This window comes from Kangsaoukella pontilimi (assembly GCF_009830125.1).
Classification (GTDB): Bacteria; Pseudomonadota; Alphaproteobacteria; order Rhodobacterales; family Rhodobacteraceae; genus Kangsaoukella; species Kangsaoukella pontilimi.
On sequence record NZ_WUPT01000001.1, the window covers coordinates 27,318 to 53,703 of the forward strand.

Consider the following 26,386-nt stretch of genomic DNA (forward strand, 5'->3'; position numbering starts at 1 on the left):
ATGTCCGATACACACGCACAAACCGTCGCGTTCGTCCGAGAAACCCAGATCCCGCCAGCGCCGCCACCGACGATGGAGACCGGGGCAATCAAATGGGTGCGCGAGAACCTGTTCTCGGGCTGGGCGAATACGCTTCTGACGCTGGTCTCAATCTACTTCATCTACCAGCTTGCCACTTTCGTGCTGCCCTGGGTGTTGAACGGCGTCTGGAACACCTCCAGCCTTTCGGAGTGCCGGGACGTCCTTCAGGGCGTGACCGGCGGCTGTTTCTCGGTTCTGACTGATCGCTGGAACCAGCTTCTGTTCGGCTTTCAGTACCCGTCCGAGTTCTATTGGCGTCCGTCCCTGGCCTTCGTGCTTTTGTTCCTTGCGGCAGCGCCGGTTCTGTTCTTCGACCTGCCGCGTAAGCTCCTGATCTTTACCGGGCTCTATCCCTTCATCGCCTACTGGCTGATCTGGGGCGGCACGATCCTGGCGCCGATCCTGGCGCTTCTGGGCTTTGTCGTGGGCTATTTCGTCTTCCAGCGGTTCGTGAAGGAAAGCTTCGCGATGGGTTTCTTCGGGGCCATCGTCGCGGCGTTTCTCACATGGTGGCTGGGCGGCTATGTCGTCGACGCGGTTGCCTCGGAAGACACGCTTCTGACAGCGGTCCCGTCGCGGGATATGGGCGGCTTCATGCTGAACATGATCCTCGGCACGGTCTGCGTGTCCCTGTCGCTGCCCTTCGGCATCCTGCTGGCGCTCGGGCGTCAGTCGGACATGCCGATCATCAAGTGGATCTGCGTCGTCTTCATCGAGTTCATCCGGGGCGTGCCGCTGATCACGCTTCTCTTCGTCGCGAACGTCGTTCTGGCCTACTTCCTGCCGCCGGGCACGACCTTCGACCTGATCCTGCGGGTGATCATCATGATCACGATGTTCGCCTCGGCCTATATCGCCGAGGTGATCCGGGGCGGCCTTGCCGCGCTGCCGAAGGGTCAGTACGAGGCGGCGGACAGCCTCGGCCTCGACTATCCGCAGGCGATGCGGCTGATCATCCTGCCGCAGGCGCTGAAGATTTCGATCCCCGGCATCGTCAACGTGGCGGTGGGCCTGTTCAAGGACACCACGCTTGTGTCGGTCATCTCAATGTTCGACCTCGTGGGCATGATCCGCGGACCCATCCTCGCCTCGACGGACTGGAACGGCGTCTACTGGGAGCTGTTCAGCTTCGCGGCGCTTCTGTTCTTCATCGTCTGCTACGGCATTTCGCAATACTCGCAGTGGCTGGAACGCCGTCTTGCGACAGACCACCGCTGAGAAAGGGTGACCTGACATGGCTATGACCGACCCCATTTCCGCCGATCGCACCGCGATGAAAGTCTCTGACGAGGTCGCGATCGAAATCACCAAGATGAACAAGTGGTACGGACAGTTCCACGTTCTTCGCGATATCGACCTGACGGTCTACCGGGGCGAGCGGATCGTCATCTGTGGCCCGTCCGGCTCGGGTAAATCGACGCTGATCCGCTGCATCAACGCGCTGGAAGAGCATCAGGCTGGGTCCATCGTCGTCGATGGCACGACCCTGTCGTCCGATCTGAAGAACATCGACAAGATCCGGTCCGAGGTTGGCATGTGCTTTCAGCACTTCAACCTCTTCCCGCATCTGACGATCCTGGAAAACTGCACCCTCGCGCCGATCTGGGTCCGCAAGACCCCCCGAAAAGAGGCCGAGGATACGGCGATGCACTTCCTCGAAAAGGTCAAGATTCCGGACCAGGCGAACAAGTATCCGGGTCAGTTGTCCGGTGGCCAGCAACAGCGTGTGGCCATCGCGCGCTCGCTCTGCATGCGGCCCCGGATCATGCTCTTCGACGAGCCGACTTCGGCGCTCGATCCCGAGATGATCAAGGAAGTTCTCGATACGATGATCGAGCTGGCTGAAGAGGGCATGACCATGCTCTGCGTGACCCACGAGATGGGCTTCGCGCGTCAGGTCGCGAACCGGGTCATTTTCATGGATGCCGGTCAGATCGTGGAGCAGAACGAGCCGGAAGAGTTCTTCAACAATCCGAAGTCGGACCGGACGCAGCTCTTCCTGAGCCAGATCCTGGGTCACTAGGTTTTGCGCCGCGGGCTGTCGCCCGCGTCGCGGTGGGCGAGGGGGCGCTGCCCCCTCGCGCTCCCCCGGAGTATTTCCGAACAGAAGAAGCCGCTCAGGCTTCAGACAGGTCCCGAGGTACGGTGAAGGCTGCCGCAGCGGCCGAGGACCAGTCGATCTCTTGCCAGGTCTGGACGTCGAACCGCATCACGGTCGTTGCCGCCGTCGGATAGTCGCCGAAGCGCGGGTGGTCGGGCGGCGTCCTTGCCATACGCCGCGCAAAATCGGCGATGCCGGGGTTGTGGCAGATCACCATGACGGTTGGGGCGCTTTGCGCCCGGAGTGCCGAGAGTATCGCGGCGGCATTGCCGAGATAGAGCTTGCCGACCGTCTCGACCGAGGTTTCCGGAAAGCGGGATGCCATGCCCTCCCAGGTCTCGACCGTGCGGCGCGCGCCGGAGAGGAGCACCACATCGGGCTGCAGGTCTTGAGCAACGAGCCACGAGCCGATCGCTGCGGCAGATCTTCTACCGCGCGCGTTCAGGGGGCGGTCGTAGTCGTCGAGCGCGGGATCGTCCCAGTCGGACTTGGCGTGGCGAGTCAGGATCAGTGTCAGGGTCACGGGTGAAAGCGCTCCATATGGAAGGCCGATTGGGCGTCGGTTCTGCCATAGCCCCGGCTGACCGGGCAGGCGCGGCGGACCTCGCAGCCCTGGGACATGCAGGCGGGGCCGGTGTCGAGCCAGGCGTGGCACGCGGCAATGTCATAGCCGCCGGAGGTCAGCGCCGTCACGGGGCAGGCGGTAAGACAGGGTTGGCTTCTGCAGTCCCGGCACGGACTGTCGGACGTGGTGGATGGCAGGTCGGCCCGATATCCGAGGTGGATCGCCCCCCTGTACGAGACCATCAGTCCGGCGCGGTCGTGGACGAGAAGCTGCACTGGGCTTGCCCATGCCCGCCCCGAGCGCAGCGCCCATGTCATGAAGGGATGAAGCGGTGTGCCGAAGGGAAAAAGCGCGGTGCCACCCAAGCGATCGGCCAGAGCCGAGATCACGCGGCGCGACCAGCGGTCGAGTGGATCGGGCCGGGTGTCAGCGAACTCGGGTGCATTCGTCACATGGGCCCAGAATCCCGGCTCATCCGGACCGAGAAGGACGATGGTGCCGGGGCCGGGGGCATCGTCTTCCGTCGAGTGAAATACGCCGAAATCGGCAAGCCGGTCCTCTGCTGCAAGCGCGCGCAGGGTGTCCAGCGTCATCTCGGCGGGCGGATCATGCTGCCGGCGCCCTGTTGGGTATAGAGCTCGAGCAGGCAGGCATTTGGTACACGCCCATCCAGGATGACAACGGCGCGGACCCCGCCCTCGATTGCCGCAAGCGCCGTTTCGGTCTTGGGGATCATACCGCCCGCGATTACACCGTCGCGGGTCATCTGTGCGACGGCTTCGGGGGTTAGCTCGGTGACCACGTTGCCGCTGGCGTCCTTCACGCCCGCGACATCGGTCAAAAGGAGAAGCCGGTCCGCATTCAGGCTGGCCGCAATGGCGCCCGCGGCGGTGTCGCCGTTGATGTTCAGGGTCGCGCCATCCCGGCCCACGCCAATGGGGGCGATGACGGGGATCATCTCGGCGGCGAACAGCGTGTGGAGCACCTGCGTGTTCATCTCGACCGGCGTGCCGACATAGCCCAGCTCGGGGTCGGTCTGATCGCAGATCATCAGGTTGCCGTCCTTGCCCGAGATGCCCACGGCCTTGCCGCCCTGCGCGTTGATGGCCTGCACGATCCGTTTGTTCACGAGGCCCGAGAGCACCGCCTCGACCACCTCGACCGTGGCCTTGTCGGTCACGCGCTTGCCGCGGACGAATTCACTGACGATACCCTGTCTGGCGAGCATCTCGTTGATCATCGGACCGCCGCCATGGACCACGACCGGGTTCACACCCACAAGACGCATCAGGACGATGTCGCGGGCGAAGCTGGCCATGGCCTCATCGTCGCCCATGGCGTTGCCGCCGAATTTGACCACCACCGTCGCGCCGTCATAGCGCTGGAGCATGGGCAATGCATAGTTCAGGGTCGCGGCGGTCGCCGCCCAGTCACGTTCCATGAAGTCCTGCTTTTTCATCGCGCTATCCAGAGACCTGCCGCATCGTTAGCGGTTTAGGACGGTCGTCTCAAGCGACAGTCGCGATGATGGCGCGAAGCGTGTCGATCCCGTCGCCCTTGTCGGACGATGTCAGCACGATTTCAGGGAAGGCCGCGGGGTGTTTTGCCAACTCGCCCCGCACCTGATCGAGAACGCGCTCGATATCCTTGGCCTTCACCTTGTCGGCCTTGGTCAGGACAACCTGAAAGGTGACGGCCGAGCGATCGAGAAGTTCGAGAATTTCGTTGTCTACCGACTTGATGCCGTGGCGCGCGTCGATCAGCACGAAGGCGCGGCGAAGCGTAGGGCGACCGGCCAGATAGGCCTTCAGCAGCCGCTGCCATGCCTCGACAACCTTGAGCGGGGCGTTGGCGAAGCCGTAGCCGGGCAGGTCGACCAGGTAGTGGCTATCGGACAGCGTGAAGAAGTTGATCTCTTGTGTCCGGCCGGGCGTGTTCGATGCGCGGGCAAGTCCCTTGCGGCTGGTCAATGCGTTGATCAGGGACGATTTCCCCACGTTCGACCGACCGGCGAAACAGACCTCAACACGGTCTGCAGGGGGTAGGCCGTTCATCGCCACGACACCTTTGAGGAAGTCGGTCTCGCGCCGGAAGAGTGCTTCTCCGGTGCGGAGCGCCTCTTCGGACGGGGCGCTCAGAGGGAAGGGAAGTGTCTGCATCAGGATGCCACCGTCAGGGTATCGCCTATCGCCACTGTGCCATGCCCGGTCGCGCGGAGATAGACGCCCATGTCTCGATGACCCCAACCTTCTTCCAGCGCGCCGAGCGTGTCTGCGTCGCGGCGGCCGGTGTCGGGATTGGCGGCGGTGGCAAGGCAGCGTGTGATCCGTTCTTCCACGCGGAAGGGAACGTCTCCGATCGTGACGGTCTTGCCGATCCAGTCGAACTCTTCCCACGGGAAAAGGTCGTCGATCCAGAAATTCGCACGGAAACGCCGCGGGTCGAGCGGGGTGCCGGTTTCGTTGGACAGCGCGTCAAGGCTGGCCGTGCCGATCAGCGAGATCGATGGATAGGGAGAATCCGTCATGCCCTGCGTTTGTGCGCGGATGACGCGGGCCGGCAGGGCGCGGTCGGCGGGTGCGAGAGGCATGACCCAGTGGATGAAGGCATCAGCCTCGGCTGCGTTGTCCGGGTCGAGCGTCAGTGCACCTAGGTCAGGGTGGGACAGGGTCAGGGTCCTGTCGGGCTCATTCACTTTCGCGCTGATCGCCATCAACCCGGGTGCCTTGGCGCCTCGGGCGAAGTTGGCGCAGGGCACCCATGTGCTCCCATCCGCCTCGCTGGCCTCATGTGCCACGGCCCAGACCCTGTCCCAGGGCAGGGTCTGGTCGGCCGTCACCTGGCAGCGATCGATGCTTTCCCGTCCGTGCGACTTTATCGGGTGCCGCCAGATCGTGGCGAGCCGACCGGTCATTTCTTGGGTTTCTTCTGTCCGGTCGTCTTCTTGGGAGCAGCATCCGCATTGGCGGGTTTGGCATCCGCCTTCGCCCGCGCGCCGGCGCGGATATTGCCCCAGATGTCGGGCTTGTAGCCGTGGGAGCGCATGATCAGATACTGCTGCGTGAAGGTGATCGTGTTGTTCGCGATCCAGTAGATCACAAGGCCGCTGGCGAACCCGCCGAGCATGAACATGAAGACCCAGGGCATCCATGCGAAGATCATCGCCTGCGTCGGATCGGTGGGGGCCGGGTTAAGCTTTTGCTGAAGCCACATCGAGATGCCCAGAAGGATAGGCAGGATACCGATGAAGATCAGCGCAAGGAAGCTGGTCGGCTCGGGCGCTCCGTAGGGCAAAAGCCCGAAGAGGTTCCAGATCGAGGTCGGATCTGGCGAGGACAGGTCTTGGAACGGCCCGAAGAACGGCGCGTGGCGCAGTTCGATCGTGACGAAGATCACCTTGTAGAGCGAGAAGAAGATCGGGATCTGCAGAAGGATCGGCAGGCAGCCTGAAGCCGGATTCACCTTTTCCTTCTTGTAGAGCGCCATCATCTCGGTCTGAAGCTTCTGGCGGTCGTCGCCCGCGCGCTCCTTGATCTTCTCCATCTCGGGCTGCAGTTCCTTCATGCGCGCCATCGAGACATAGGACTTCCGCGCAAGCGGGAAGAGGATCGCCTTGATCAACAGCGTGAGGCCAATGATGGCCCAACCCATGTTGCCGATCAGGGCGTTCAGCTCGTGCAGTACGAAGAAGATCGGCTTGGTCAGGAAATAAAACCAGCCCCAGTCGATCGCGTCGATGAAGCCGTCGATCCCAGTCTGTTCGGAGAAACCGAAGAAATAGGAGAGCGACGGGGTGAAGCCTTCGATGCGGCGTCCGGCCTCGTAGTCGCGGATGGTTTCCCATTCCTTGGCGCCGGCGAAGACCTGCGTGGTGGTCGTTGCGCTGGCACCGGGAGCCACGTCCATGGTCTGATGCCGCGCGAGGGTGCGATAGACATCGGCGCCAGGCACGTATTGAGTGACTGCGGTAAAGGGTTCGCCCGCTTGCGGGATGAGCGTGGTCATCCAGTAATGGTCGGTGAATCCGATCCAGCCGCTTTCCTGCACCTCAACCACGTCGGAAGACGGGCCCCAGACCTCATCGGCGCGGAGGTCGGGAATGTCGTCATAGTCGGTCTCGGTCAACTCGCCATCCGTCATGCGGATCGCGCCCTCGTGAATGATGAAGAAGCCCATCAGGTTCTGCGGTTCACCGTGGCGTGCCACGACTCCGTAGGGCGCAAGGCGGACCGGCGTGTCCGTTGTGTTCTCGACGGTCTGCGTGACCGTGAACATGAACCGGTCGTCGACCGAAACGGTGCGGGTAAAGGTCAGCCCGGCAGGGCTTTGCCATGTCAGAACAAGGTCATTTCCGGGCGAAAGCGTCTCGCCCGAAGCAACGGACCATGTCGTGTCAGGGCCGGGAACATCGTCTGCCGACAGCGCGCCGCCGGGCGCCCAGCCAAACAAAGTGTAGTAGGGTTGAGCGGTCCCAAGCGGAGACAGAAGCTGCACCTCGGGTGCGCCGTCTTCGATCGTTGTGTCGTAGTTCTTCAGAAGAAGCGTGTCGATCCGTCCACCGGCAAGCGACAGCGAACCGGAGAGGCTGGGGGTGTCAATCGGAAGGCGCGCCACGGCAGCGGCCGAAGTGGGGGTGGTGTCCGTCGCGGCGGTCTGGCCACCGTCGGTTCCGGCATCCGCGGCGGGGACGCCACCCGGAAGCGCGACAGAGCCATCTGCGGAGACGGCTGAAGTCTCGTCCTGCGGCACCGGCTCCGGCGGCGGGAAGAGAATGAACCAAATGAAGAGCACGGCGGTGCTCAGCACCATTGCCAGCAGGAGATTGCGGTTCTGCTCGTCCATGACAGGCCACCCTTGGCTTGAATTGCAGGTGGTTCAACCGCCCCGCCGTGCAAAGGTCAAGCGGTTTCCCGGTTTTTCTGGCCCGGCGGACACTGTGTCATAGGCAAGTGGTGTTCATCGCTCCGAAAACCACGTCCTGTTTCCCGCAAGGCGAGGCATCGCTAGCGGTCTTGCAGGCGGCCCCGTACGGGCGTGATCGAAAGTTCCCGTGCGGCGACCGCGGCGCTTTCCTGATCGGCCGCCCATGTGAGCGTATCGCCAAGTGGCATCGGGCGCGCGATTGAAAACCCCTGCACGTGACCGCAACCGAGTTGCGACAGCAGAAGATGCTCTTCTTTCGATTCGACTCCTTCGCCCAGGGTATCAACGGCCAGCCGTTCTGCCATGGCGAGAAGCGCGGAAATCATGTCGCGCTGGTCCTTGTCCTTGTCGAGGCCCATGACGAGACGACGGTCGATCTTGATCCGGCTGACCCCAAAACGGCGGATATTCAGGATGCTTGTCGCGCCGGTTCCGAAATCGTCGAGGTCAATCCTGCAGCCCATGGCCGAAATGGCCCGAAGGTTCGTGGAAATGACATCGTCATGGGATTCCGAGATGACGGATTCGAGCACTTCGACGGTCAGTCTGTCAGGCGAAAGTTCGAAACGGTCGAGCTCCCAGCGAAGCTGTTCGGCAAGGTGAGGATTGCGCAGCTCGCGCGACGAGAAGTTGACGCCGACAGACGGTATTTTCAGACCGGCGCGATCCCAGGCACGTACCGCGCTGAGCGCATGGGTCAGGATGACCTGGGCCAGACGATGCGACAGGCCTGCGCGTTCGATGATGGGAAGAAAACTGCCCGGAGATACGACGCCGCGCTTCGGGTGTTCCCATCGTGCCAGCGCCTCGAACCCGGATATCTCTCCACTGTCGGTGCAGAGCTGAGGCTGGTACCAGGCGGTGATCTGTCCGTTCTCAAGGGCGTGCGTCACCTCAGAAAGAAGCTCGGCATCGCCGGATTCGCCGCCGAGACGGGTGTCCAGAAGGTCGCAGGTCGCACCCAGCCCCTTCGATAGGGCGCATTCATGGGCGTGCTCCGCCGCTTCCAGAAGGGCCGAAGCCGACATGTCGTTGATATATCGCGAAGCTGCCGTCCCATAGGTCGTCGTGATGAAGATGGGACGCCCGAGATAGTCCACCGGCACATCCACGACCCCTTTCAGACGTCGCACGAGTCGCGACACGGTCTCGCGCTGTGGCGCACGAATGCGCGAGAGACAGATCAGGAAATCGGTAACGTCGCCCTCGACCACCAGATCTTCGTCACGAAGAGAGCGCCGCAAGCGTGCGCTGACCTCGGCCAACACGAATTTTCCGCAGTCGTGTCCAAAGTCATCCGTCAGTTCGTCGAGCCGGTCGATCGAGACCGCAAGCGCCGCAAGCTTGTTTCGCTCGACATCGCGCTGCATACGTTCTTCCAGCCAGCGAAGCGCGACCCGGCGCGAGTTCAGGCCGGCGAAGGACAGTCGGGACGCAATCTGATCGGCTCGACGGAGCCGCGCGACGAGCAGGGCAACGGCGAGAGGCATGGCGAAGACCGCGAAAACCAGACCCGGAACTCCTGCGAAGTACTTCGAGAAGAGCACGACCGGCGGGATCAGGAACAGCCCGAGGAAAGGCAGATAGCAGCGCCATTTCTGATCGGCGTCCGGGTCGGAACAGCGGCGGGTCGCGGACAAGGAACTCTCCTGCGTTCGAAAACTTGGCCACCGCTACCACTTCCGTTCTCTAGGAAAGGTTAATCGGGGGAGAGATTCCGAAAATCAAAGAGCTTGGGGTCCAGAAGATGCGATGGCCGGGCATTCATCAGGGCGCGGAACATGACCTGGCGCCGACCGGGACTGTTCTTTTCCCAGCCGTCCAGAATCGCCTTGACCTGCTGGCGCTGAAGACCGTCCTGCGACCCGCAGAGATCGCATGGGATTATGGGGTAATTCATGGCCCGGGAGAAGCGGTCGCAATCCTCTTCCGCCACATGTGCGAGGGGGCGCAGCACAAGGACGTCTCCTTCTTCATTCAGAAGTTTCGGCGGCATGGTCGCAAGGCGGCCGCCGTGAAAGAGGTTCATGAAGAAGGTTTCGAGGATGTCGTCGCGATGATGGCCCAGCACGATCGCATCGCAGCCTTCCTCGCGGGCGATGCGGTAAAGATGTCCGCGCCGGAGCCGCGAACAAAGCGCGCAGAAGGTGCGGCCCTGGGGGATCTTGTCGATCACGACGGAATAGGTGTCCTGATACTCGATCCTGTGGGGGACACCCATCTTTTCCAGAAATGCGGGAAGGACCGTCGCCGGAAATCCCGGCTGGCCCTGATCGAGGTTGCAGGCCAAGAGATCCACCGGCAACAGGCCCCGCCATTTCAGCTCGTAGAGCGCCGCCAGCAGGGTATAGCTGTCCTTGCCGCCCGAGAGGCAGACCAGCCAGCGGGGCGTATCGCCGCCCGCCTTCGGTCTCGTGATCATGCCGTACTGGTCGACCGCCTCGCGCACGTTGCGGATGATCCGTTTCCGCAGCTTGCGGAATTCGGTCGTGGCCGGCGCTCCGTGAAAGAGCGGGTGGATATCGTCCCCGTCGTCGAGCATGGGCTCGTGCTAGGGGATTTCGCGTGGCCCGGCAAGAAGTCCCGTGGCCCGGGGCGCGGCAAACGCCCCGGGACAAGTCCTAACGGTATGTCCGCCAGTCCGACTTTTCCGATACCGGAGGCAGGCCGACATCCCGCCTCAGATAGGGCGGGAGCCGCCCGGCGTCCGGTGGGCGGGGTTGCGCCGGGGTTCTGGCACGGAGCAGCGCGACAAGTGCAGCCCAGAGCACGCGGGCTGCACCGTGGTCGCGGATAGCGGTTTCGATCGAGCCTTTCGCCGCGGCTCCGCGGTCAAGTCTGAGAGCAGTCATCTGGTTCAATCACCGGCATTGTGCCGGTCCCTTTCGGTGCAATGGACAGGCGGCCTCAAAATGGACCTTGCCTGTCAGGTGGTGTGGTTTGGTGCTGGAAAAAAAGCGGACGGTGTCCGCCGGGACCAGGTCAGTCGCTTAGCCGCGTCGGCAAAGCTGGAGACTGTGTTTCGCCGGGGAAAGTCGGGATACGTGCATCGATTTCGTCATGACGCCCCTCCTTTGCTGAATGTGGCGATGCCGGTGTCCTAGCGGACGTCGCGTCATCCGTCCACTTTTTTGTCGCGGGTTGATCCATGGTGTGGCTCAGGCCGTAACACCGAAAAGGAGAGCACGATGAAGCATCTTGCCGCCGCTGCCCTTGTCCTTCTGGTCGGATGCACGGGCAAACCCTCGCTCGATGATCCGAAAATGAGCAACCGCGATCTGGACCTCGAGACGTTTTTCGAAGGTCAAACAGTGGCGAAGGGGCAGTTTCAGGATCTCTTCGGCACGGTCCGCCGCCGCTTTGACGTCACCATCGAAGGGACCTGGAACGGTGAGACGCTGACGCTGGTCGAGGATTTCGTCTATGAGGATGGCGCAACGGAGCGACGGGTCTGGACGCTGACCAAGACCGGAGACCAGACCTGGCAGGGGAGCGCGCCGGGCGTTATCGGGACCGCAATGGGTGAGGAGCGGGGCGACACATTCAACTGGGCCTACACGATCGATCTGCCCATCCCGTCAGCTGATGGCACGACCGAGACGATGCGGGTCACCTTCGACGACTGGATGTGGCTTCTGGGCGAGGATCGCCTGCTGAACAAGGCCTATGTGCGCCGCTACGGGCTGGATATCGGCGAGGTCGTGATCTTTTTCGAGAAGCGCTGATACCTAGAGCTTGGCGATTTTCAGCGCGGTGATCCGGTTCTCCTGCCGCTCGAGCACCTCGAAGCGGAACCCGTGGAACGAGAACACCTGACCCCGGTTCGGGATCGTCTGCGCCTCATGGATGACCAGCCCGGCGATGGTATTTGCCTCGTCATCGGGAAGGTTCCAGTCCGTTGCGCGGTTCAGGTCGCGGATCGTCATGGCGCCGTCGACTATGGCATCACCGGCCTCGGTACGGCGGAGGGGGTGCTCTTCGTCGATGTCGAATTCGTCGGTAATCTCGCCCACGATCTCTTCGAGGATGTCCTCGAGCGTGATCAGGCCTTCAAGCGCACCATATTCGTCCACCACCAGAGCGAAATGGGTCGAGCGACGGAGGAACTGGCGCATCTGCTCGTCCAGCGTCGTCGTCTCGGGGATGAAATAGGGCTTCATCGCCACTTCCAGAATGTCGAACCCCTCGAAAGGATCGGCGTCGCCTGCGAACTCGGTGCGGCGCGCATACATGGCCCGCAACAGGTCCTTGGCGTGGATGACGCCGATGATGTTCTCCTGCTGATCGCGGTAGATGGGCAGACGGGTATGCGCGGAATTCAGGCAAAGCTCGAGAATCTGCTGCGGCGGCAGGTTTGCGTCGATCATCTCGATCTGGCTGCGGTGAAGCATGATCTCTTCTACGGTCCGCTCGGACAGATCGAGCGCGCCGAGAATCCGGTCACGGTCCTCTTTTTCGACCACGCCTTCGGAATGGCCCAGTTGCAGCGCACCGGCGATTTCCTCGCGCACCGACATGATCTTGCTGTCCGGGTCGATCTGAACGCCGAAGATTCTGAGAACCCCCCGGACGAGGAATCGCACGAAGGTCACGACTGGTGAGAAGACCCGAACGACAACGGTAATTGGGGCGGAGACCATCGCCGCCGCCTTCTCGGAATTCGAGATGGCGTAGGTCTTGGGCAGGACTTCCGCAAAGATCAGAACGAGGACCGTCATCACCAGCGTCGCAAGCGCAACGCCGCTTTCCCCGAAGGCGCGGGTAAAGAGCGCGGTTGCCAGGGACGCGGCCAGAATGTTGACGAGGTTGTTGCCCAGAAGGACCGCGCCGATCAGGCGTTCGTTATCCTCGGTGATCGCAAGCGCGCGCTCGGCGGCCTTCGATCCCTTCTCGGCCTGCGACTTGAGTTTGCCCCGCGACGCGGCGGTCAGCGCGGTCTCAGACCCGGAGAAAAAGGCGGACAGGACAAGCAAACCCAGGATCGCGCCGGCGGTGATCCAGAAGGCGGCGTCAAGAAATTCGGTGCTGGGGGTCATCATCCCGTGTCGATCAGGCCTCAATCTACGTGTTATGGGCGTGGGAGGCCCGGCAATCAAGGGAGTGTCACAGGGTGAAGCTGCGTGATTTTGGCCATTTCGACGGTCCGGTGCTGCTGGTGGGCGGTGTTTTCGGCAATATCGACGCGTTTTCCGCGTTCACTGGCATGGTGGCGGGGCGACCGGTCATTGGAACGGGCGATCTGGCTGCCATCGGGCCGGCGGGCGAAGAGGCGGTTACTGCATTTGCGGATGCCGCTTGGCCGACGGTGGCGGGCGCAAGCGATCTGGCGGCTTTGGAGGATCTGCGCGACCCTCGAAGTTCCGCCTGGGGCGGGCCGGACGCGCCCGCCTTGTCCGACGCGGCCATCCGGGCCTTGTCGGCTCTTCCAACCCTCGCCACCTTCGTTCAAGTGGACCGGCGCTATGCGGTGCTGGGTGGCGGCGTTCCGGGGCAGGGAGCGTTTCTCTGGCCCACTTCGTCCGAAGCGCTGTTCCGGGAGCAGATCGGCGCGATTGAAGAGGCGGTTGGTCCGGTCGACGGGATCGTGGCGGGCGGCACGGGGCTGGCGTTTCACCGGAACATCGATGCGCATCAGTGGATCAATCCGGGTGCGATCGGCCTGCCGTCCCATGACGGCCGGCCCGAGACGCGCTACGCGGTCCTGACCGCTGGGGACGTGATGATCGAGCGCTTGACCTACGACGCCGTAGGCGCGGCCGAGCGCGCGCGACGTGCCGGGGCCACGGAGCCCTTCGCGGCAATATATGAAACCGGAATCTGGCCCGACGAGCAGGTCCTGCCCGACGCGCTCCGCCGTAAAACCTGATCAGCCCACGCGCGACAGCGGGTGGTGATCGAGAACCAGTTCTTTCAGCCGGTCTTCAAGGACATGGGTGTAGATCTCGGTCGTTGCCACGTCGGCGTGGCCGAGAAGCGTCTGGATCGCCCTGAGATCGGCCCCGCGCGCCAGAAGATGCGTCGCGAAGGCATGGCGAAGCGTATGGGGTGTGACTTTCGACGGCGTCACACCTGCCCCGACCGCAAGGTCCTTGATGAGCATGTAGAAGCGGTGCCGCGTGAGATGCCCCGACTTGCCGGACGACGGGAAAAGGAAACGCGACGCGCTCTTCCCCGTTTTCTTCGCAGCCCGGTCTTCGGCGGCGTCGCGAATATCCAGCCAGTCACGCATCGCTTGCCGGGCCGGAGGCGACAGCGGGACCATACGTTCCTTCCCTCCCTTGCCTCGGACAAGCAGCATGCGCGGATCGCCTCGGGCGGCCTGTACGGGCAGACCAACAAGCTCGCTGACGCGCATGCCGGTCGCGTAAAGCACCTCCATCAGGCAGGTGTTGCGGACCCTGTCATTGGCGCGACCCATCTCGCGCGCGGCGGTGAGCAGGCGATCTACCTCGTCTTCGGTCAGCGTCTTCGGGAGCGCTTTCTCGCGCTTCGGCCCCTTGATTCGAAGGGCGGGATTATCCGTGCGCCAACCCTCTTCGAAGGCAAAGCGATAGAACTGCCGCACTGCCGACAGCCGTCTCGCCCGCGTGGCGCGGGACAGGCCGTTTGCGTCGAGCGAAACGAGATAAGCCTCGATGTCGCCCTGCGCCGCTTGAAGAAGGGGCATACCCCTGCCGTCCAGCCAGCCCGAGAAATCGGTAAGGTCGCGGGCATAGGCAAGGCGCGTGTTCTGCGCCGCGTCCAGCTCAGCCGCCTGCGCCTCGAGGAATGTGGCGATGCGCTGTGCGTCCTTCATGCGGCGGCCTCGTCGAGAAGGATTTCGATGGCGATGCGGCGCGCCCAGTCTTCCAGCCCCAGACTGACGAAGAGCGACAGCGCGTCGCCGATCGCGGCAGGGTCGCCCTCCGCGCCATCGGCAAGCTGACGGATTGCGGCCAGGAGCGCCTCGCCGGTGCGCTGGTCTTCCAGGAGGTGCTGCAACTGGTCGCCGGGTGGCAGGCCCGAGAGGCTTCGCTTTATCGTCGTGGCTACGGGGCCGGAAATGCTCATCTCGCCCGCGCGCCCTTCGGCCAATGCAAGGAGAGACCTGTCTTCAGCCGACGTGCCGACATAACGCTTTGCAAGCTCAAGGTCGTCCGCCAAAAGGGCGATTTCAAACGCATCATGTTGCGCAGCAGAAGTGAGCTCGATCCCGCTGAGACGCCGCGCAAGCCAGGTCGAAAGGGTCGGCCCGTAGCCGCCCGACATAACGGCGGCCCAGGTCTGGGGCAGCGCGGCAGAAACCCGCGCCGCGTCATCCTGGTCGAGCGCCTGAACAAGCGCCTGCACATGTGTGATGCGATCCCAGACGCCGCCGGATGCCGCCGCTTTCCGGGACGTTGCCTGCGACAGGAATTCTTCGGCGGTGACGACACCGGCGCGTGCCAGACGCTCGCTCGCGCGGAGCCGGGTTTTCCAGCCGACGTTCTCAGACAGGTCGGTATAGGCGAACGCGGTGGGCAGCGTCTCGGTATCGATCCGCTCGCCTATGGCCTCGTAAAGGCGGAACGTCAGAGGCGAGGGGTGAAGCGGGACCGGGGGAAGCGGATCGCCCTCGAAAAGCTCGGGGTCGAGGAAATGCAGAAGAAGCTTTTCCTCGTCAGGATCGAGCAGGGACAGGGCCTCGGCCGTCCCAAGGGTCAGCGCGGCCACCTCCCATTCGCCGTTCCGCGCAAGGCAGAAGATACGGGCGGGGAATGTGGGCGAGATATCGGGCGTGCGCTCGATCGTCTCGCAGGCCTTTGTTTCGGTGCCCCGCAAGAGTGCGATGTCGAATTCGCGCCGGAACTTGGCCGGGGTCGGTGCGCCCGCTTCGTCAATCAGCCGCTCGGCAACGTCCAGCTCGGCCATGTCGAGAAGCTTGTCCACCCGCGCGAGAAAGAGGCTGCTGTCGGCGATGGCATCTACCGGAGGGTCGAACTGGGCCAGAAGAAGCGCGCGGAAGAAGCGTCTGAGCGTCGGCTGGTCTATCCTGGGCATGTCGCTAATCCGCCGCCCGATATCGGCGGCGGTGCTGCGGCCCCAGATATTCGCCTGCAACCCAAGCGACCGCGCGGGGATGAGGCCCGCGCGATCGGGCGCCGGGGCATCGAGCGGGGCGACAAGCACGTCCGGCACGGCAGCGGAAGTCGGCGGCGTGACAGCGCCTTCCGGCGCCGGATCGGGGATCGCGATCGAGTCCGACAGCCAGTCGATCGCCGAGAGCGGCGCGCCCGCCTCACGGGTCTGCGCCATCGCGCCCGAGCAGGACAGAAAGCCCGCCGCGAGGGCGAAAAAGGAAACGGCCTTAATTTGCATTCAGCTCCAACGGCTCCGACACATCCTCCTGGTCCGGACTGAGATCGCCAAGATAGGCATAGCCAAGTACGATCGCCGCCACGAAGACCACGAGCACAAGAACAAGCTTTAGCAAGCGGAGCATCAACAAAACCCTTCTGCCTCTGGCCCTGTCGCCGGGCCTTTGCCGCCTCATGGCGGTTCTGTCGCGTTTATAACTGGTCTTTTCGGCAAGATCACGCCATTCAGGGCCAGCAACCGAAAAGATAAGCGGGACGCTGCCGTTTTGCCATTCAAGCTGAAAAAAACCGTGGCATTGGTCGGCATGATGGGGTCGGGCAAGAGCGCGATCGGGCAGGCTCTGGCGCGCCGCCTCGATGTGCCGTTTCTGGACAGCGATGCCGAAATCGTGGCCGCCGCGAACATGTCCATTGCCGAGATATTCGCCCGCGATGGTGAAAGCTTTTTCCGCCGGAAGGAAACCCAGGTCATACAGCGCCTGCTGAAAGGCACGCCCGGCATTCTGTCCACCGGCGGGGGCGCCTATCTGAAAGAGCGCAACCGCGAGGCCATCGCCGCGCGGGGCGTCGCCGTCTGGCTGAGGGCGGATATCGACCTGCTCTGGAACCGTGTGCGACACAAGACGACGCGGCCCCTGCTGATGACCGACAACCCGCGGCGAACGTTGGAAGAACTCTACGCCGCGCGCGTTCCCGAATATGCCAAGGCGGAAATCGCCGTGGATGCCGATCCCGGCTTTTCCATCGAAGAAATGACCGACCGTGTCGTCGAGGCGCTACTGTCCCGGCCCGACATTCTGGAGGTGCAGCCGTGACCATCGAATCCGTCCATGTCCCTCTTGGCGAGCGCGCCTATGATGTAAGGATTGGTCCGGGTCTTCTGACACGGGCCGGGGCCGAGATCGGTCCGCTGCTGGCGCGCCCGCGGGTGGCGGTTTTGACGGATGAGCGGGTCGCGGCGCATCATCTGCCTTCGCTCGAGGCCGCTCTGGCCGGGGCGGGGATCGGCTGCGTGTCGCTCAGCCTGCCCGAAGGCGAGGGAACAAAGAGCTGGGCCTCGCTGGAGCGCTCGGTTGAATGGCTGCTCTCGGAACGGATCGAGCGGCGCGACGTCGTGGTGGCGCTTGGCGGTGGCGTGATCGGAGACCTTGCAGGCTTCGCCGCCGCGATCCTGCGCCGGGGTGTGCGCTTCGTGCAGATTCCGACCTCTTTGCTGGCGCAGGTGGATTCCTCGGTGGGTGGCAAGACCGGCATCAACTCGCCCGCCGGCAAGAACCTCGTGGGCGCCTTTCATCAGCCGTCTCTGGTTCTGGCGGATATCGACGTTCTGGAAACCCTGACGCCCCGCGATTTCCTGGCAGGATACGGCGAAGTGGTGAAATACGGGCTTCTGGGCGACGCGGAGTTCTTCGACTGGCTGGAACAGAACGGTCCGGCTCTGCGTGACGGGGATGCGGCGGCGCGGGCATATGCGGTCCGCCGGTCGGTCGAGATGAAGGCAGAGATCGTCGCGCGGGACGAGACCGAACAGGGCGACCGGGCGCTTCTGAACCTTGGCCACACGTTCTGTCACGCACTGGAGGCAGCGACCGGTTATTCCGACCGGCTGCTCCATGGGGAAGGCGTCTCGATCGGCTGCGCTCTGGCTTTCGAGGTATCGGCCCGGGCGGGCTTTTGTGCGCAGGAAGACCCGAGCCGTGTCAGGGCGCATCTGCGCGACATGGGCATGAAGACCGATCTTTCGGACATTCCGGGCGATCTGCCCAATGCCGACGCCCTGCTGGATCTGATGGCGCAGGACAAGAAGGTGGTGGACGGAACGCTCCGGTTCATCATGGCGCGCGGCATCGGTGAAGCCTTTGTCACGAGCGATGTGCAGCGCGGTCTTGTGCGGGACGTGTTGGACAAGGCGCTGGCCTCCCGCCAGAGCGGTTTCGGCACCTGACGGTGCCGACCGTCCGGGGGCTCCGCCCCCGGACCCCCGGAGTATTTTTCCCAAGAAGAAAGAGAACTTTGGCCGATCAGAACGGGATTTCGTCGTCGAGATCGCCCGAGGCGGGCGCCGGTCCGGAAGAGCGGCCGCCGCCGCCACCACCGCCGCCATAGCCCCCGCCGTAGTCGTCGGAGTAACCACCGCCGCCGCCGCCTCCACCGCTGCCGCCATCTCCACGGCCGTCGAGCAGCGTCAGCTCACCCCGATAGGGACGCAGAACGACTTCTGTCGAATAGCGGTCCTGACCCGACTGGTCCTGCCACTTGCGGGTCTCGAGCTGGCCTTCGATGTAAACCTTCGAGCCTTTCCGCAGATATTGCTCGGCGATCCTCGCGAGCGGCTCGGAGAAGATTGCGACCGAGTGCCATTCGGTTTTTTCGCGGCGCTCGCCCGTGTTGCGGTCTTTCCAGTTCTCGGATGTCGCGATGCGAAGGTTGCAGACCTTGCCCCCGTTCTGGAACTGCCGGACTTCGGGGTCCCGCCCCAGATTGCCCACCAGGATCACCTTGTTCACTGAGCCTGCCATCACATGCCTCCCGTCGATTCTCGTGCGTTCGGGTGAATTTACACTTGGGCTCTCAAGGTTAACAGGGCGTGAACGGACGCGCGGCTGGAAAAGCGGGAAAAAATGCTTAGTCTGGTTGGGTGCTGTTCGGGGGAATCTGCCAGTGATCGTGACGCGGGTCATTCTGGGCTGTCTGTTGACGGTGGCGCTGGCGGGCGTCGCCGCTGCCGATCCGGCGACCGTGTCGCGCGCTAAGCTCTTCGAGAAGCAGACCCGTCTTCTGGACGGGCGCGCCGCGCAGCAATACGCCGGGTCGGTCCGGCTGAAGCCCGATATGACGGATATCGCCGTGCCGCGCTATGGCGGGTCCTATCGCGGCGCTTACCTGAAGGATGCACGAAGCGCGGCGCGGCGCCACGGCGTGCCGGAGGATCTGTTCCTGCGGCTCGTCGATCAGGAGTCCCGCTGGAATCCGGGGGCAGTGTCCCACAAAGGCGCCATCGGCCTCGCACAACTCATGCCCGAGACCGCGCGGCGCCTTGGTGTCGACCCGCGCGACCCGGTGCAGAACCTGGAGGGAGGCGCGCGGTACCTTGCCCAGCAGTACCGGACGTTCCGCGACTGGCGGCTTGCGCTGGCGGCCTATAACGCCGGGCCCGGTGCGGTCACGAAATACGGGGGAGTGCCCCCGTATCGCGAGACGCAGGGCTATGTGAAGGCAATACTCGACCGTTAGACGCTAGTCGCGTTTCGGTGGCACTTCATCCACGCCGGACCCTCCCCAGGGATGGCACCGCGCGATCCGCTTGGCGGCAAGCCACGAGCCGCGAAACGCTCCATGGGTCTCCAACGCTTCCAGCGCATAGGACGAGCAGGACGGGTGAAAGCGGCAATTTTGTCCGAGAAGAGGCGAGACCGCCAGCCTGTAGGCGCGGACCGGCAGCGCGACAATATGGGCGAGGGGGCTCATGACCTGTCCTGTCCCACGCGGTTGACGGCTTCGGTCAGGGACGCGCGCAGCCGGTCGAACGGGACGCTCGCCGTGCGCTCCTTGTGACCGATCAGGACATAATCCCATCCGGGCTTGCCGTGGTCTGGCAGCACAAGCCGCGCGGCCTCGCGCAGGCGGCGCTTGGCGCGGTTGCGGGCGACGGCATTGCCGACTTTCTTGGAACAGGTGAAACCGACCCGGATATCCTCTCCACCCGACCGGCGCGCCCGGAGCGTGAACCCCTCGCCATGCACCGCGCGCCCGCGCTGTGCGGCCAGATAGTCGGCGCGGCGCTTCAGGACGGTGAGACCGGGAAGGGTCATCGTAAGCTCCTCAAACGACAAAACCGCCGGCGGTTGCCCGCGGCGGCCTCATCAGTCGCGTAGAAATCGCTCAGGCGCTGAGCGACTTCCGGCCACGCGCACGGCGGGCGTTCAGGATCTTGCGCCCGGCTTTGGTGGCCATGCGCGCGCGGAACCCGTGGCGCCGCTTGCGGACCAGGTTCGAAGGTTGGAATGTGCGCTTCATCGCATGTCTCCGGCATTATGCGCCCTGAATCGTCGCGGATTCGGGCAGAATTCGTGTCGAAGCCCGGTCTCTAAGAGGATCGGGGGACCAAGTCAACGGGCCAGAGGGCGGTTCTTGCAACAATCGGGCGGGGCAGAGCCGTGCAAATGTTTCAAGTCCGGCCAAGAAGGCACCGCGGACGCCCGAAATCATCACCCCGCATCAAGCGCCCGTGATCCGGGTGACAATCCGGCTGCGCTTTCGCCATCTCTTGCCCAACATGAAACGCGACAAGGACACCACCGGAATGGCCGATATGACCCACACGCCCGCAGAGGGGAACGGATTTCTCCGCCGCCTGCCGCTTCTTGCGATACTTGCAGTGGCGGCGATCGGCGCGTTCACCCTTCGGGATCATCTCAGCTTTGAGGCGCTGGCCCAGAACCGCGAGGCGCTGATCGCCTTTCGGGACGCGAATTACATTCTGTCGGTCCTCGTCTTCATCGCGGCCTATATCGTGATCGTGGCCTTTTCGTTGCCCGGTGCCACCATCGCGACGCTGACAGGCGGCTTCCTGTTCGCGACATTCCCCGGTGCGCTGTTCAACATCACCGGCGCGACCATTGGTGCAACGCTGATATTCCTCGCCGCCCGCTGGGGGCTGGGCGAGCGGCTGGCGGCAAGGATGGATACGTCGGAAGGTGCGGTAAAACGGATCAAAACGGCCATTGACCATAATCAGTGGGAAGCGCTCTTCCTGATCCGTCTTGTCCCGGCGGTACCGTTCTTCGTGGCGAACCTTGTGCCTGCGTTGGTGGGCGTTCCGCTCTTCCGCTTCGTCGTCACCACGTTCCTGGGCATCATCCCCGGTGCGGTGGTCTATACCTCGGTGGGCGCCGGTCTGGGTGAGGTCTTCGCCCGTGGCGAGACGCCGGATCTAGGCATCATCTTCCAGCCGCATATTCTTCTGCCGATCCTCGGGCTTTGTGCCCTTGCGGCCCTTCCCATTCTTCTCAAGGCCCTCCGCGGCAAGAAAGGCATCTGACCCATGGAACGGATCAAGACAGATATCCTCGTGATCGGGGGCGGCTCAGGCGGGCTGTCGGTGGCTGCTGGGGCTGTCCAGATGGGGGCCTCGGTCGTGCTGCTCGAAGGGCACAAGATGGGGGGCGACTGCCTGAACTATGGCTGCGTGCCGTCCAAGGCGCTTCTGGCGGCGGGACATCAGGCCCATGCAATGCAGGCGAGTGGCGGCAAATACGGCGTCGCGCCGAAACCGGCCGAGGTCGACTATGCGGCTGCCAAGGACCACGTCCACAAGGTCATCGAGACCATCGCGCCCGTAGACAGTGTCGAGCGGTTCGAGGGCCTGGGCGTACGGGTCATCACCGAATACGGGCGGTTCATCAGCCCGACCGAGGTGCAGGCGGGGCAGCACATAATCGAAGCGCGGCGCATCGTGATCGCCACCGGTTCGGGTCCTTTCGTGCCGCCGATCCCCGGCCTTGACGCTGTCGAGTATCATACAAACGAGACGATCTTCGATCTGCGTGAGCGGCCCGAGCACCTCATTATCATTGGCGGCGGTCCCATCGGGATGGAGATGGCGCAGGCGCATGTCCGGCTCGGCTCGAAGGTCACGGTGATCGAGGGCGCCAAGGCACTTGGCAAGGACGATCCCGAGGCGGCGGCTCTTGTTCTGGACCGGCTCCGCGGCGAGGGTATCGAAATCGTGGAAGAGGCGGCGGCCGAGAAGATCAGCGGGGCCGACGGCAAGATCACCGTCGAGACGCCGAAGGGTAGTTTTACCGGATCGCACCTATTGGTGGCCGTCGGGCGCAAGGTGAATATCGACAAGCTCGACCTCGACAAGGGCAACGTGAAGCATGACCGCGCGGTCAAGGTCGGCGACGACCTGCGCTCGGTGTCGAACAAGCGCGTCTATGCCGTGGGCGATGCCGCAGGTGGTCTGCAATTCACCCATGTCGCGGGCTATCATGCCGGTGTCATCATCCGCTCGATGCTGTTCGGACTGCCGTCGAAGGCGAAAACCGATCACATCCCATGGGTCAGCTACACCGATCCCGAACTGGCGCAGGTCGGCCTGACCGAGGCCGAGGCGAAGAAGCGCCACGGAAGCCATGCCGTCACCGTCGCGCGCTTCGACTATCACGAGAACGATCGCGCCATTGCCACGGGCAAGACGGTTGGCTTCATCAAGGTGATGGTGGTCAAGGGCAAGCCGGTGGGCGCCACGATTGTCGGTGCGCAGGCAGGCGAACTGATCGGTGTCTGGGCTCTGGCCGTCGCGAACGGCCTGAAGATGAGCGCAATCGCCAACATGGTCGCGCCATATCCGACCCTTGGCGAGATCAACAAGCGCGTGGCTGGGGCCTATTTCTCGCCCAAACTCTTTGATAACCCTACGGTCAAACGCGTCGTGCGCTTCGTACAGAACTATATTCCCTGACAGGCGCCGCTAAAGAGAGGGCCATGTTCCCGAATTCGCTTTCAGGCCGTTTCCTGGCGCTGACCATCATCTTCGTGATGCTGGCCGAAGTCTTCATCTTCGTGCCGTCCATCGCGCGGTATCGTCAGGACTATCTGATGAACCGGCTGGAGCGCGGGCAGATCGCCTCGCTCGCCCTTCTGGCGAACGACATGATCGACCCAGAGTTGGAGCTTGAGCTTCTTCGGAACGCGGGCGTCTTCAACGTGGTGCTCAGGCGCGACGAGATACGGGAACTGATGCTGGCCTCGCCCATGCCGTCGCCCGTGGCTGCGACCTTCGACATGCGCGAGCCGCCCGCGACGACTCTGATCGCGGATGCTTTCGGGCGGCTTTTCGACCCGACGGACGAGGTCATCCGGGTGATCGGAAATCCGACAAAGGACGCGGGGCTTCTGATCGAGATCACGATGGCGACCGCAGAATTGCGGGCGTCCATGATCGACTATGGGCTTCGCATTCTGCTTCTTTCGGCCGTCATCTCGATCTTCACGGCTACGCTTCTGTTCTTCGCGGTCCGCGCCCTGCTGGTGAAGCCAATAAAGGGCGTGGTTTCGGCGATGAAAAGCTATGCCGCGGCACCGGACGACGCACGACGTATCATTCAGCCCGGCGCCTCAGTGCGTGAACTGGCCGAGGCCGAGCACGCGCTGCGCGCCATGCAGACCGACCTGACCTCGATGCTCCGGCAGAAGGATCGGCTTGCCGCGCTTGGCGGTGCGGTCGCCAAGGTGAGCCATGACCTGAGAAATATCCTGACAACCGCACAGCTCTTTGCCGACCGCATCGAGGCGAGCGAGGATCCGGTCGTGTCGCGCATGGCGCCCAAGCTGATGAACTCGATTTCGCGGGCGGTGAACCTTTGCGAATCGACGCTTGCCTTCGGCAAGGCCGAAGAGCCGCCGCCAAAGCTCGACCTCGTCTCGCTGGCGCGTATCGTGCATGATGTGATTGAAGGCGAGAGGCTGGCTATTGCGGATGGAGGCGTTCAATTGCGAGACGACGTGCCTCCCGGCCTGATGGTCCGCGCGGACCCAGAACAGCTTTACCGCATCCTGTCGAATCTCGTGCGCAATGCGCGGCAGGCGCTGGACGCGGCCAAGAAGGATGGCGAGATTGAGGTGGCAGCCGCCGAGGATGCCGAGGCGTGGCGCGTCACGATCCGCGACACCGGGCCAGGGCTTCCGCCAAAGGCGCAGGAGTATCTGTTCCAGCCCTTCCAGGGCGGTGCGCGCAAAGGCGGCGCGGGTCTTGGCCTTGCGATATCGGCGGAACTGGCGCGCGGGCACGGCGGTGTTCTCGAGCTGACCTCGACGGGGCCGGAGGGCACGTGCTTCACGCTTTCGCTTCCAAAAACCGTCGTAACGGCAGGCCGCGCCGCCGAGTGATTTCCGCCCTTGCAAACCCCGGCACTGGTCGTTAGATGCAACCCGCGTGCGCTGGTAGCTCAGTTGGATAGAGTACTTGACTACGAATCAAGGGGTCGGGGGTTCGAATCCTCCCCAGCGCGCCACTTTCCCTCAGAAGCCGTTTTCAACACGCTGACAGTCGTGCTTACTCTCAGGTGAGCGACGCGAAATAGCGGTGCGATCCGGCCGGAAAGGTCATTGCACGGAGCTCTACCGCCTGGTCGAGCGCGTCGAACGCGGTTCGGTTGATTTCCATCAGAGGGGCTCCCAACTCAATCCCCAGACGCTCGGCCATCGCCTCGTCCGCAAGCTTTGCCGTGAGAACCTCATCCGCGCGCAGGATCATCGTCGAGTAGGATTGCTGAAAGAACACGTAGAGCGTGTTCGGAAGCGGGCTTCGGTTGCGAAGGCCGGGAAACTGGCTGGTCGAGACGACTGATGTTTCGCTGAACAGCGTAGACGATCCCAGCCGCCGCAGGCGGGAAATCTCGAAAACGCGCTGGGGCGCGCCGGAGAGGGTGTCACGCTCGCGGGCCTTGGCGGCGCGTTCACGGATCGCCTCGGACACCAGCGAGGGCTCATCAAGCGTTCCGTCCGGCTTTCTGACACGGAAGAAGCGGAAGAGTGCGTTTTCGGTCGTGTGCCGGGACACGAATGTCCCGCGCCCCTGTTCGCGATAGATGAGACCCCGTGCCTCGAGCTCGATCAGAGCCTTTCGGGCCGTACCCTGCGCGACGCCAAGCTCGCGTCCGATCTGAGTCTCGCTTGGGAGCATGGAGCCCGGGGGCAGGGCGCCCGAAGCGATTCGGCCGACCAGCGTGTCCATGACAACCTTGTAGAGCGGGCTTGGCATCCGTTTCTCTCCATTCGCGCGCTACGCTAGCACAGTGTCGCCGTCTGTCTATTCTATAATTAGTCTTGTATAAGACTTCATTCATATGTATGAACTCGTCAACGCTGATGCCCAGGAGTTAACGCAATGGCAGAAATCCCTCATCTTCTCGTTCACGAACACGACGACAACGTCGGTGTGGTCGTGGTGGAAGGCCTGACCGCCGGCACCGACATGCTGGTCTGTGTCACCCATGACAACTCGACCTTCCGCCTGACCGCGGGTGCCGACGTTCCGATCGGTCACAAGATCGCGCTGAAGGACCTGAAAGAGGGCGATACCGCCATCAAGTACGGCGAAGATATCGGCAAGATCATCGCAGACATCCCGAAGGGCGGGCATCTGCACACCCACAACTGCAAAACGAAGCGCTGGTAAGGAGCTACGATCATGGCATCGAAATATTCAAACATGACCGTCAAGGCCTACCGCCGCGAGAACGGTCGCGTCGGCGTCCGTAACCACGTGGTCATCCTGCCCGTGGACGACATTTCGAACGCCGCTTGTGAAGCGGTCGCGAACAACGTCAAAGGCACGCTGGCGATCCCGCACTCGTATGGCCGCCTTCAGTTCGGCGAAGACCTCGAGTTGCATTTCCGGACAATCATCGGCACCGGTGCAAACCCCAACGTCGCCGCTGTCGTCGTCATCGGCATCGAGCCGGGCTGGACCAAGCGCATCGCCGACGGCATCCGCGCCACCGGCAAGCCGGTTGCCGAATTCTCGATCGAGCAGAAGGGCGACTTCGAGACTATCCGCGCTGCAAGCTGGGCCGCCAAGGAATTCGTGCACATGGCGTCGGAATACCAGCGTGAAGAGTGCTCGATCTCCGAGCTCTGGGTCTCGACCAAATGCGGCGAGAGCGACACGACCACCGGTCTCGGCTCGTGCCCGACCGTGGGCAACATGTACGACAAGCTTCTGCCCGAAGGCATCACCGGCTTCTTCGGCGAGACCTCGGAAATCACGGGCGCCGAGCACATCTGCCAGAAGCGCGCGATCAACGAAGAAGTGGGCGAGCGCTGGTACAAGATGTGGAAGGCCTATCAGGACGACGTCATCTTCGCGCACCAGACCGATGACCTCTCGGACAGCCAGCCGACCAAAGGCAACATCGAAGGCGGCCTGACCACCATCGAAGAAAAAGCCCTCGGCAACCTGGAAAAGATCGGCCGCACCTCGCAGTTCATCGACATTCTCGATGCCGCAGAAGCGCCCAATTCGGGTCCGGGTCTCTACTTCATGGACTCGTCCTCGGCCGCGGCCGAATGTGTGACGCTGATGGCTGCCGGTGGCGCCGTCATCCACACCTTCCCGACAGGTCAGGGCAACGTGGTCGGCAACCCGATCGTCCCCGTGATCAAGATCACCGCGAACCCGCGGACGGTCCGGACCATGGGCGAGCATGTGGACGTGGACGTCTCGGGCATCCTCCGCCGCGAGCAGACCATCGACGAGGCCGGTGATGCGCTGATCGAAATGATCTGCCGTACTGCGAACGGCCGGTACACGGCTGCCGAAGCCCTTGGTCACCGCGAGTTCTCGATGACCAAACTCTATCGGAGTGCGTAAGC

Annotated in this window: 29 protein-coding genes and 1 tRNA gene; 13 read left to right on the forward strand and 17 right to left on the reverse strand. The window is 63.3% G+C overall.

The genetic code is table 11. From position 1 onward, the window contains the following. Positions 1-1,299, forward strand: coding sequence for an amino acid ABC transporter permease (locus GQ651_RS00215; RefSeq protein WP_160762214.1), 1,299 nt, complete (start codon positions 1-3; stop codon positions 1,297-1,299). A gap of 16 nt (positions 1,300-1,315) precedes the next feature. Next, positions 1,316-2,104, forward strand: a complete 789-nt coding sequence (locus GQ651_RS00220; protein ID WP_406565439.1) for an amino acid ABC transporter ATP-binding protein — start codon at positions 1,316-1,318, stop codon at positions 2,102-2,104. A 94-nt stretch (positions 2,105-2,198) separates the two neighbouring features. On the opposite strand, the gene GQ651_RS00225 is transcribed toward GQ651_RS00220, so the two are convergent. The 8 genes from GQ651_RS00225 to ttcA all read right to left on the reverse strand — a co-directional run bounded on the left by GQ651_RS00225 (position 2,199) and on the right by ttcA (position 10,212). Next, the gene (locus GQ651_RS00225) at positions 2,199-2,705 is read right to left on the reverse strand and encodes a SixA phosphatase family protein (protein ID WP_160762215.1); all 507 of its coding nucleotides are present in this window, start codon (positions 2,703-2,705) and stop codon (positions 2,199-2,201) included. Next, a complete protein-coding gene (locus GQ651_RS00230) occupies positions 2,702-3,340 on the reverse strand; it encodes a ferredoxin (RefSeq protein ID WP_160762216.1) in 639 nt (212 codons plus the stop codon). Before GQ651_RS00230 ends, GQ651_RS00225 begins: the two co-directional genes overlap by 4 nt. Continuing rightward, positions 3,337-4,206 (reverse strand): acetylglutamate kinase, encoded by an 870-nt coding sequence (argB, locus tag GQ651_RS00235; protein ID WP_160762217.1) that lies wholly within the window; start codon positions 4,204-4,206, stop codon positions 3,337-3,339. The genes GQ651_RS00230 and argB overlap by 4 nt, the downstream gene beginning before the upstream one ends. A gap of 49 nt (positions 4,207-4,255) precedes the next feature. Next, complete coding sequence (yihA, locus tag GQ651_RS00240; protein WP_160762218.1) at positions 4,256-4,906, reverse strand: ribosome biogenesis GTP-binding protein YihA/YsxC; 651 nt, start codon at positions 4,904-4,906, stop codon at positions 4,256-4,258. Beyond that, positions 4,906-5,661, reverse strand: coding sequence for an MOSC domain-containing protein (locus GQ651_RS00245; RefSeq protein ID WP_160762219.1), 756 nt, complete (start codon positions 5,659-5,661; stop codon positions 4,906-4,908). Before GQ651_RS00245 ends, yihA begins: the two co-directional genes overlap by 1 nt. Beyond that, positions 5,658-7,589: a membrane protein insertase YidC gene (gene yidC / locus GQ651_RS00250; RefSeq protein WP_160762220.1), complete on the reverse strand. Its 1,932-nt coding sequence runs from the start codon at positions 7,587-7,589 to the stop codon at positions 5,658-5,660. The genes GQ651_RS00245 and yidC overlap by 4 nt, the downstream gene beginning before the upstream one ends. A 161-nt stretch (positions 7,590-7,750) precedes the next feature. Further along, positions 7,751-9,310, reverse strand: coding sequence for a GGDEF domain-containing phosphodiesterase (locus GQ651_RS18585; protein WP_227257910.1), 1,560 nt, complete (start codon positions 9,308-9,310; stop codon positions 7,751-7,753). A gap of 59 nt (positions 9,311-9,369) precedes the next feature. After that, on the reverse strand, positions 9,370-10,212 hold the full coding sequence (gene ttcA / locus GQ651_RS00260) for a tRNA 2-thiocytidine(32) synthetase TtcA (RefSeq protein WP_160762221.1): 843 nt from the start codon (positions 10,210-10,212) through the stop codon (positions 9,370-9,372). A gap of 646 nt (positions 10,213-10,858) precedes the next feature. Between ttcA and GQ651_RS00265 the strand changes: the two genes are divergently transcribed. Further along, positions 10,859-11,395 carry a DUF3833 domain-containing protein gene (locus GQ651_RS00265; RefSeq protein ID WP_160762222.1) on the forward strand — a complete coding sequence of 179 codons (537 nt, stop codon included), beginning with the start codon at positions 10,859-10,861 and terminating at the stop codon, positions 11,393-11,395. A 3-nt stretch (positions 11,396-11,398) separates the two neighbouring features. On the opposite strand, the gene GQ651_RS00270 is transcribed toward GQ651_RS00265, so the two are convergent. Next, on the reverse strand, positions 11,399-12,706 hold the full coding sequence (locus tag GQ651_RS00270; protein WP_160762223.1) for an HlyC/CorC family transporter: 1,308 nt from the start codon (positions 12,704-12,706) through the stop codon (positions 11,399-11,401). Positions 12,707-12,780: 74 nt separating this feature from the next. Here GQ651_RS00270 and GQ651_RS00275 point away from each other — a divergent pair, with 74 nt between their 5' ends. Next, a complete protein-coding gene (locus GQ651_RS00275; RefSeq protein WP_160762224.1) occupies positions 12,781-13,536 on the forward strand; it encodes a metallophosphoesterase family protein in 756 nt (251 codons plus the stop codon). Here GQ651_RS00275 and GQ651_RS00280 read toward each other — a convergent pair whose 3' ends face one another. The 3 genes from GQ651_RS00280 to GQ651_RS18855 are packed head-to-tail and all read right to left on the reverse strand — an operon-like array spanning position 13,537 to position 16,131. Then, positions 13,537-14,466 (reverse strand): site-specific tyrosine recombinase XerD, encoded by a 930-nt coding sequence (locus GQ651_RS00280; protein ID WP_160762225.1) that lies wholly within the window; start codon positions 14,464-14,466, stop codon positions 13,537-13,539. After that, entirely contained in the window at positions 14,463-16,007 is a 1,545-nt protein-coding gene (locus GQ651_RS00285) for a hypothetical protein (RefSeq protein ID WP_160762226.1), read from the reverse strand. The genes GQ651_RS00280 and GQ651_RS00285 overlap by 4 nt, the downstream gene beginning before the upstream one ends. Then, the gene (locus GQ651_RS18855) at positions 15,997-16,131 is read right to left on the reverse strand and encodes a hypothetical protein (RefSeq protein WP_264464674.1); all 135 of its coding nucleotides are present in this window, start codon (positions 16,129-16,131) and stop codon (positions 15,997-15,999) included. The genes GQ651_RS00285 and GQ651_RS18855 overlap by 11 nt, the downstream gene beginning before the upstream one ends. A gap of 90 nt (positions 16,132-16,221) precedes the next feature. On the opposite strand from GQ651_RS18855, the gene GQ651_RS00290 reads away from it, so the two are divergent. Continuing rightward, complete coding sequence (locus tag GQ651_RS00290) at positions 16,222-16,821, forward strand: shikimate kinase (RefSeq protein ID WP_160763892.1); 600 nt, start codon at positions 16,222-16,224, stop codon at positions 16,819-16,821. Further along, positions 16,818-17,951 carry a 3-dehydroquinate synthase gene (gene aroB, locus GQ651_RS00295; RefSeq protein WP_160762227.1) on the forward strand — a complete coding sequence of 378 codons (1,134 nt, stop codon included), beginning with the start codon at positions 16,818-16,820 and terminating at the stop codon, positions 17,949-17,951. The genes GQ651_RS00290 and aroB overlap by 4 nt, the downstream gene beginning before the upstream one ends. Positions 17,952-18,027: 76 nt before the next feature. On the opposite strand, the gene ssb is transcribed toward aroB, so the two are convergent. Further along, positions 18,028-18,525: a single-stranded DNA-binding protein gene (gene ssb, locus GQ651_RS00300; protein WP_160762228.1), complete on the reverse strand. Its 498-nt coding sequence runs from the start codon at positions 18,523-18,525 to the stop codon at positions 18,028-18,030. 148 nt (positions 18,526-18,673) lie between these two features. Here ssb and GQ651_RS00305 point away from each other — a divergent pair, with 148 nt between their 5' ends. After that, positions 18,674-19,240 (forward strand): lytic transglycosylase domain-containing protein, encoded by a 567-nt coding sequence (locus GQ651_RS00305; RefSeq protein ID WP_406565450.1) that lies wholly within the window; start codon positions 18,674-18,676, stop codon positions 19,238-19,240. 3 nt (positions 19,241-19,243) lie between these two features. Here the strand turns inward: GQ651_RS00305 and yidD are convergent, their stop codons facing one another. The 3 genes from yidD to rpmH all read right to left on the reverse strand — a co-directional run bounded on the left by yidD (position 19,244) and on the right by rpmH (position 20,023). Next, positions 19,244-19,474 carry a membrane protein insertion efficiency factor YidD gene (gene yidD / locus GQ651_RS00310; RefSeq protein ID WP_160762230.1) on the reverse strand — a complete coding sequence of 77 codons (231 nt, stop codon included), beginning with the start codon at positions 19,472-19,474 and terminating at the stop codon, positions 19,244-19,246. Further along, positions 19,471-19,818, reverse strand: coding sequence for a ribonuclease P protein component (gene rnpA / locus GQ651_RS00315; RefSeq protein WP_160762231.1), 348 nt, complete (start codon positions 19,816-19,818; stop codon positions 19,471-19,473). The genes yidD and rnpA overlap by 4 nt, the downstream gene beginning before the upstream one ends. A gap of 70 nt (positions 19,819-19,888) precedes the next feature. Next, positions 19,889-20,023 (reverse strand): 50S ribosomal protein L34, encoded by a 135-nt coding sequence (gene rpmH, locus GQ651_RS00320; protein ID WP_012177012.1) that lies wholly within the window; start codon positions 20,021-20,023, stop codon positions 19,889-19,891. A gap of 286 nt (positions 20,024-20,309) precedes the next feature. On the opposite strand from rpmH, the gene GQ651_RS00325 reads away from it, so the two are divergent. The 4 genes from GQ651_RS00325 (at position 20,310) to GQ651_RS00340 (ending at position 24,024) form a co-directional block, all read left to right on the forward strand. Further along, the gene (locus GQ651_RS00325; RefSeq protein ID WP_160762232.1) at positions 20,310-21,047 is read left to right on the forward strand and encodes a TVP38/TMEM64 family protein; all 738 of its coding nucleotides are present in this window, start codon (positions 20,310-20,312) and stop codon (positions 21,045-21,047) included. A gap of 3 nt (positions 21,048-21,050) precedes the next feature. After that, positions 21,051-22,472, forward strand: a complete 1,422-nt coding sequence (locus GQ651_RS00330) for a dihydrolipoyl dehydrogenase family protein (RefSeq protein ID WP_160762233.1) — start codon at positions 21,051-21,053, stop codon at positions 22,470-22,472. A gap of 23 nt (positions 22,473-22,495) precedes the next feature. After that, positions 22,496-23,899 (forward strand): sensor histidine kinase, encoded by a 1,404-nt coding sequence (locus GQ651_RS00335; RefSeq protein ID WP_160762234.1) that lies wholly within the window; start codon positions 22,496-22,498, stop codon positions 23,897-23,899. A 48-nt stretch (positions 23,900-23,947) separates the two neighbouring features. Further along, a tRNA-Arg gene (locus GQ651_RS00340) sits at positions 23,948-24,024 on the forward strand. Positions 24,025-24,071: 47 nt separating this feature from the next. Here GQ651_RS00340 and GQ651_RS00345 read toward each other — a convergent pair. After that, on the reverse strand, positions 24,072-24,773 hold the full coding sequence (locus GQ651_RS00345) for a GntR family transcriptional regulator (RefSeq protein ID WP_160762235.1): 702 nt from the start codon (positions 24,771-24,773) through the stop codon (positions 24,072-24,074). A gap of 126 nt (positions 24,774-24,899) precedes the next feature. Between GQ651_RS00345 and GQ651_RS00350 the strand changes: the two genes are divergently transcribed. Both GQ651_RS00350 and GQ651_RS00355 read left to right on the forward strand, forming a co-directional pair. After that, positions 24,900-25,190, forward strand: coding sequence for a UxaA family hydrolase (locus tag GQ651_RS00350; protein ID WP_160762236.1), 291 nt, complete (start codon positions 24,900-24,902; stop codon positions 25,188-25,190). 12 nt (positions 25,191-25,202) lie between these two features. Beyond that, positions 25,203-26,384: a UxaA family hydrolase gene (locus tag GQ651_RS00355; protein WP_160762237.1), complete on the forward strand. Its 1,182-nt coding sequence runs from the start codon at positions 25,203-25,205 to the stop codon at positions 26,382-26,384. Positions 26,385-26,386: the final 2 nt, after the last annotated feature.

Coding starts and splice junctions, on each gene's coding strand:
- yidD (WP_160762230.1), bottom strand. CDS start 19,474: ATGAGCCCCCTCGCCCATATTGTCGCGCTGCCGGTCCGCGCCTACAGG.
- GQ651_RS00335 (WP_160762234.1), top strand. CDS start 22,496: ATGTTCCCGAATTCGCTTTCAGGCCGTTTCCTGGCGCTGACCATCATC.
- GQ651_RS00270 (WP_160762223.1), bottom strand. CDS start 12,706: ATGACCCCCAGCACCGAATTTCTTGACGCCGCCTTCTGGATCACCGCC.
- GQ651_RS00245 (WP_160762219.1), bottom strand. CDS start 5,661: ATGACCGGTCGGCTCGCCACGATCTGGCGGCACCCGATAAAGTCGCAC.
- rnpA (WP_160762231.1), bottom strand. CDS start 19,818: ATGACCCTTCCCGGTCTCACCGTCCTGAAGCGCCGCGCCGACTATCTG.
- GQ651_RS00330 (WP_160762233.1), top strand. CDS start 21,051: ATGGAACGGATCAAGACAGATATCCTCGTGATCGGGGGCGGCTCAGGC.
- GQ651_RS00285 (WP_160762226.1), bottom strand. CDS start 16,007: ATGCAAATTAAGGCCGTTTCCTTTTTCGCCCTCGCGGCGGGCTTTCTG.
- GQ651_RS18855 (WP_264464674.1), bottom strand. CDS start 16,131: ATGCTCCGCTTGCTAAAGCTTGTTCTTGTGCTCGTGGTCTTCGTGGCG.
- GQ651_RS00220 (WP_406565439.1), top strand. CDS start 1,316: ATGGCTATGACCGACCCCATTTCCGCCGATCGCACCGCGATGAAAGTC.
- yihA (WP_160762218.1), bottom strand. CDS start 4,906: ATGCAGACACTTCCCTTCCCTCTGAGCGCCCCGTCCGAAGAGGCGCTC.
- ttcA (WP_160762221.1), bottom strand. CDS start 10,212: ATGCTCGACGACGGGGACGATATCCACCCGCTCTTTCACGGAGCGCCG.
- GQ651_RS00325 (WP_160762232.1), top strand. CDS start 20,310: ATGGCCGATATGACCCACACGCCCGCAGAGGGGAACGGATTTCTCCGC.
- GQ651_RS00345 (WP_160762235.1), bottom strand. CDS start 24,773: ATGCCAAGCCCGCTCTACAAGGTTGTCATGGACACGCTGGTCGGCCGA.
- GQ651_RS00280 (WP_160762225.1), bottom strand. CDS start 14,466: ATGAAGGACGCACAGCGCATCGCCACATTCCTCGAGGCGCAGGCGGCT.
- GQ651_RS00355 (WP_160762237.1), top strand. CDS start 25,203: ATGGCATCGAAATATTCAAACATGACCGTCAAGGCCTACCGCCGCGAG.
- yidC (WP_160762220.1), bottom strand. CDS start 7,589: ATGGACGAGCAGAACCGCAATCTCCTGCTGGCAATGGTGCTGAGCACC.
- GQ651_RS00265 (WP_160762222.1), top strand. CDS start 10,859: ATGAAGCATCTTGCCGCCGCTGCCCTTGTCCTTCTGGTCGGATGCACG.
- GQ651_RS00215 (WP_160762214.1), top strand. CDS start 1: ATGTCCGATACACACGCACAAACCGTCGCGTTCGTCCGAGAAACCCAG.
- rpmH (WP_012177012.1), bottom strand. CDS start 20,023: ATGAAGCGCACATTCCAACCTTCGAACCTGGTCCGCAAGCGGCGCCAC.
- GQ651_RS00350 (WP_160762236.1), top strand. CDS start 24,900: ATGGCAGAAATCCCTCATCTTCTCGTTCACGAACACGACGACAACGTC.
- argB (WP_160762217.1), bottom strand. CDS start 4,206: ATGAAAAAGCAGGACTTCATGGAACGTGACTGGGCGGCGACCGCCGCG.
- GQ651_RS00230 (WP_160762216.1), bottom strand. CDS start 3,340: ATGACGCTGGACACCCTGCGCGCGCTTGCAGCAGAGGACCGGCTTGCC.
- ssb (WP_160762228.1), bottom strand. CDS start 18,525: ATGGCAGGCTCAGTGAACAAGGTGATCCTGGTGGGCAATCTGGGGCGG.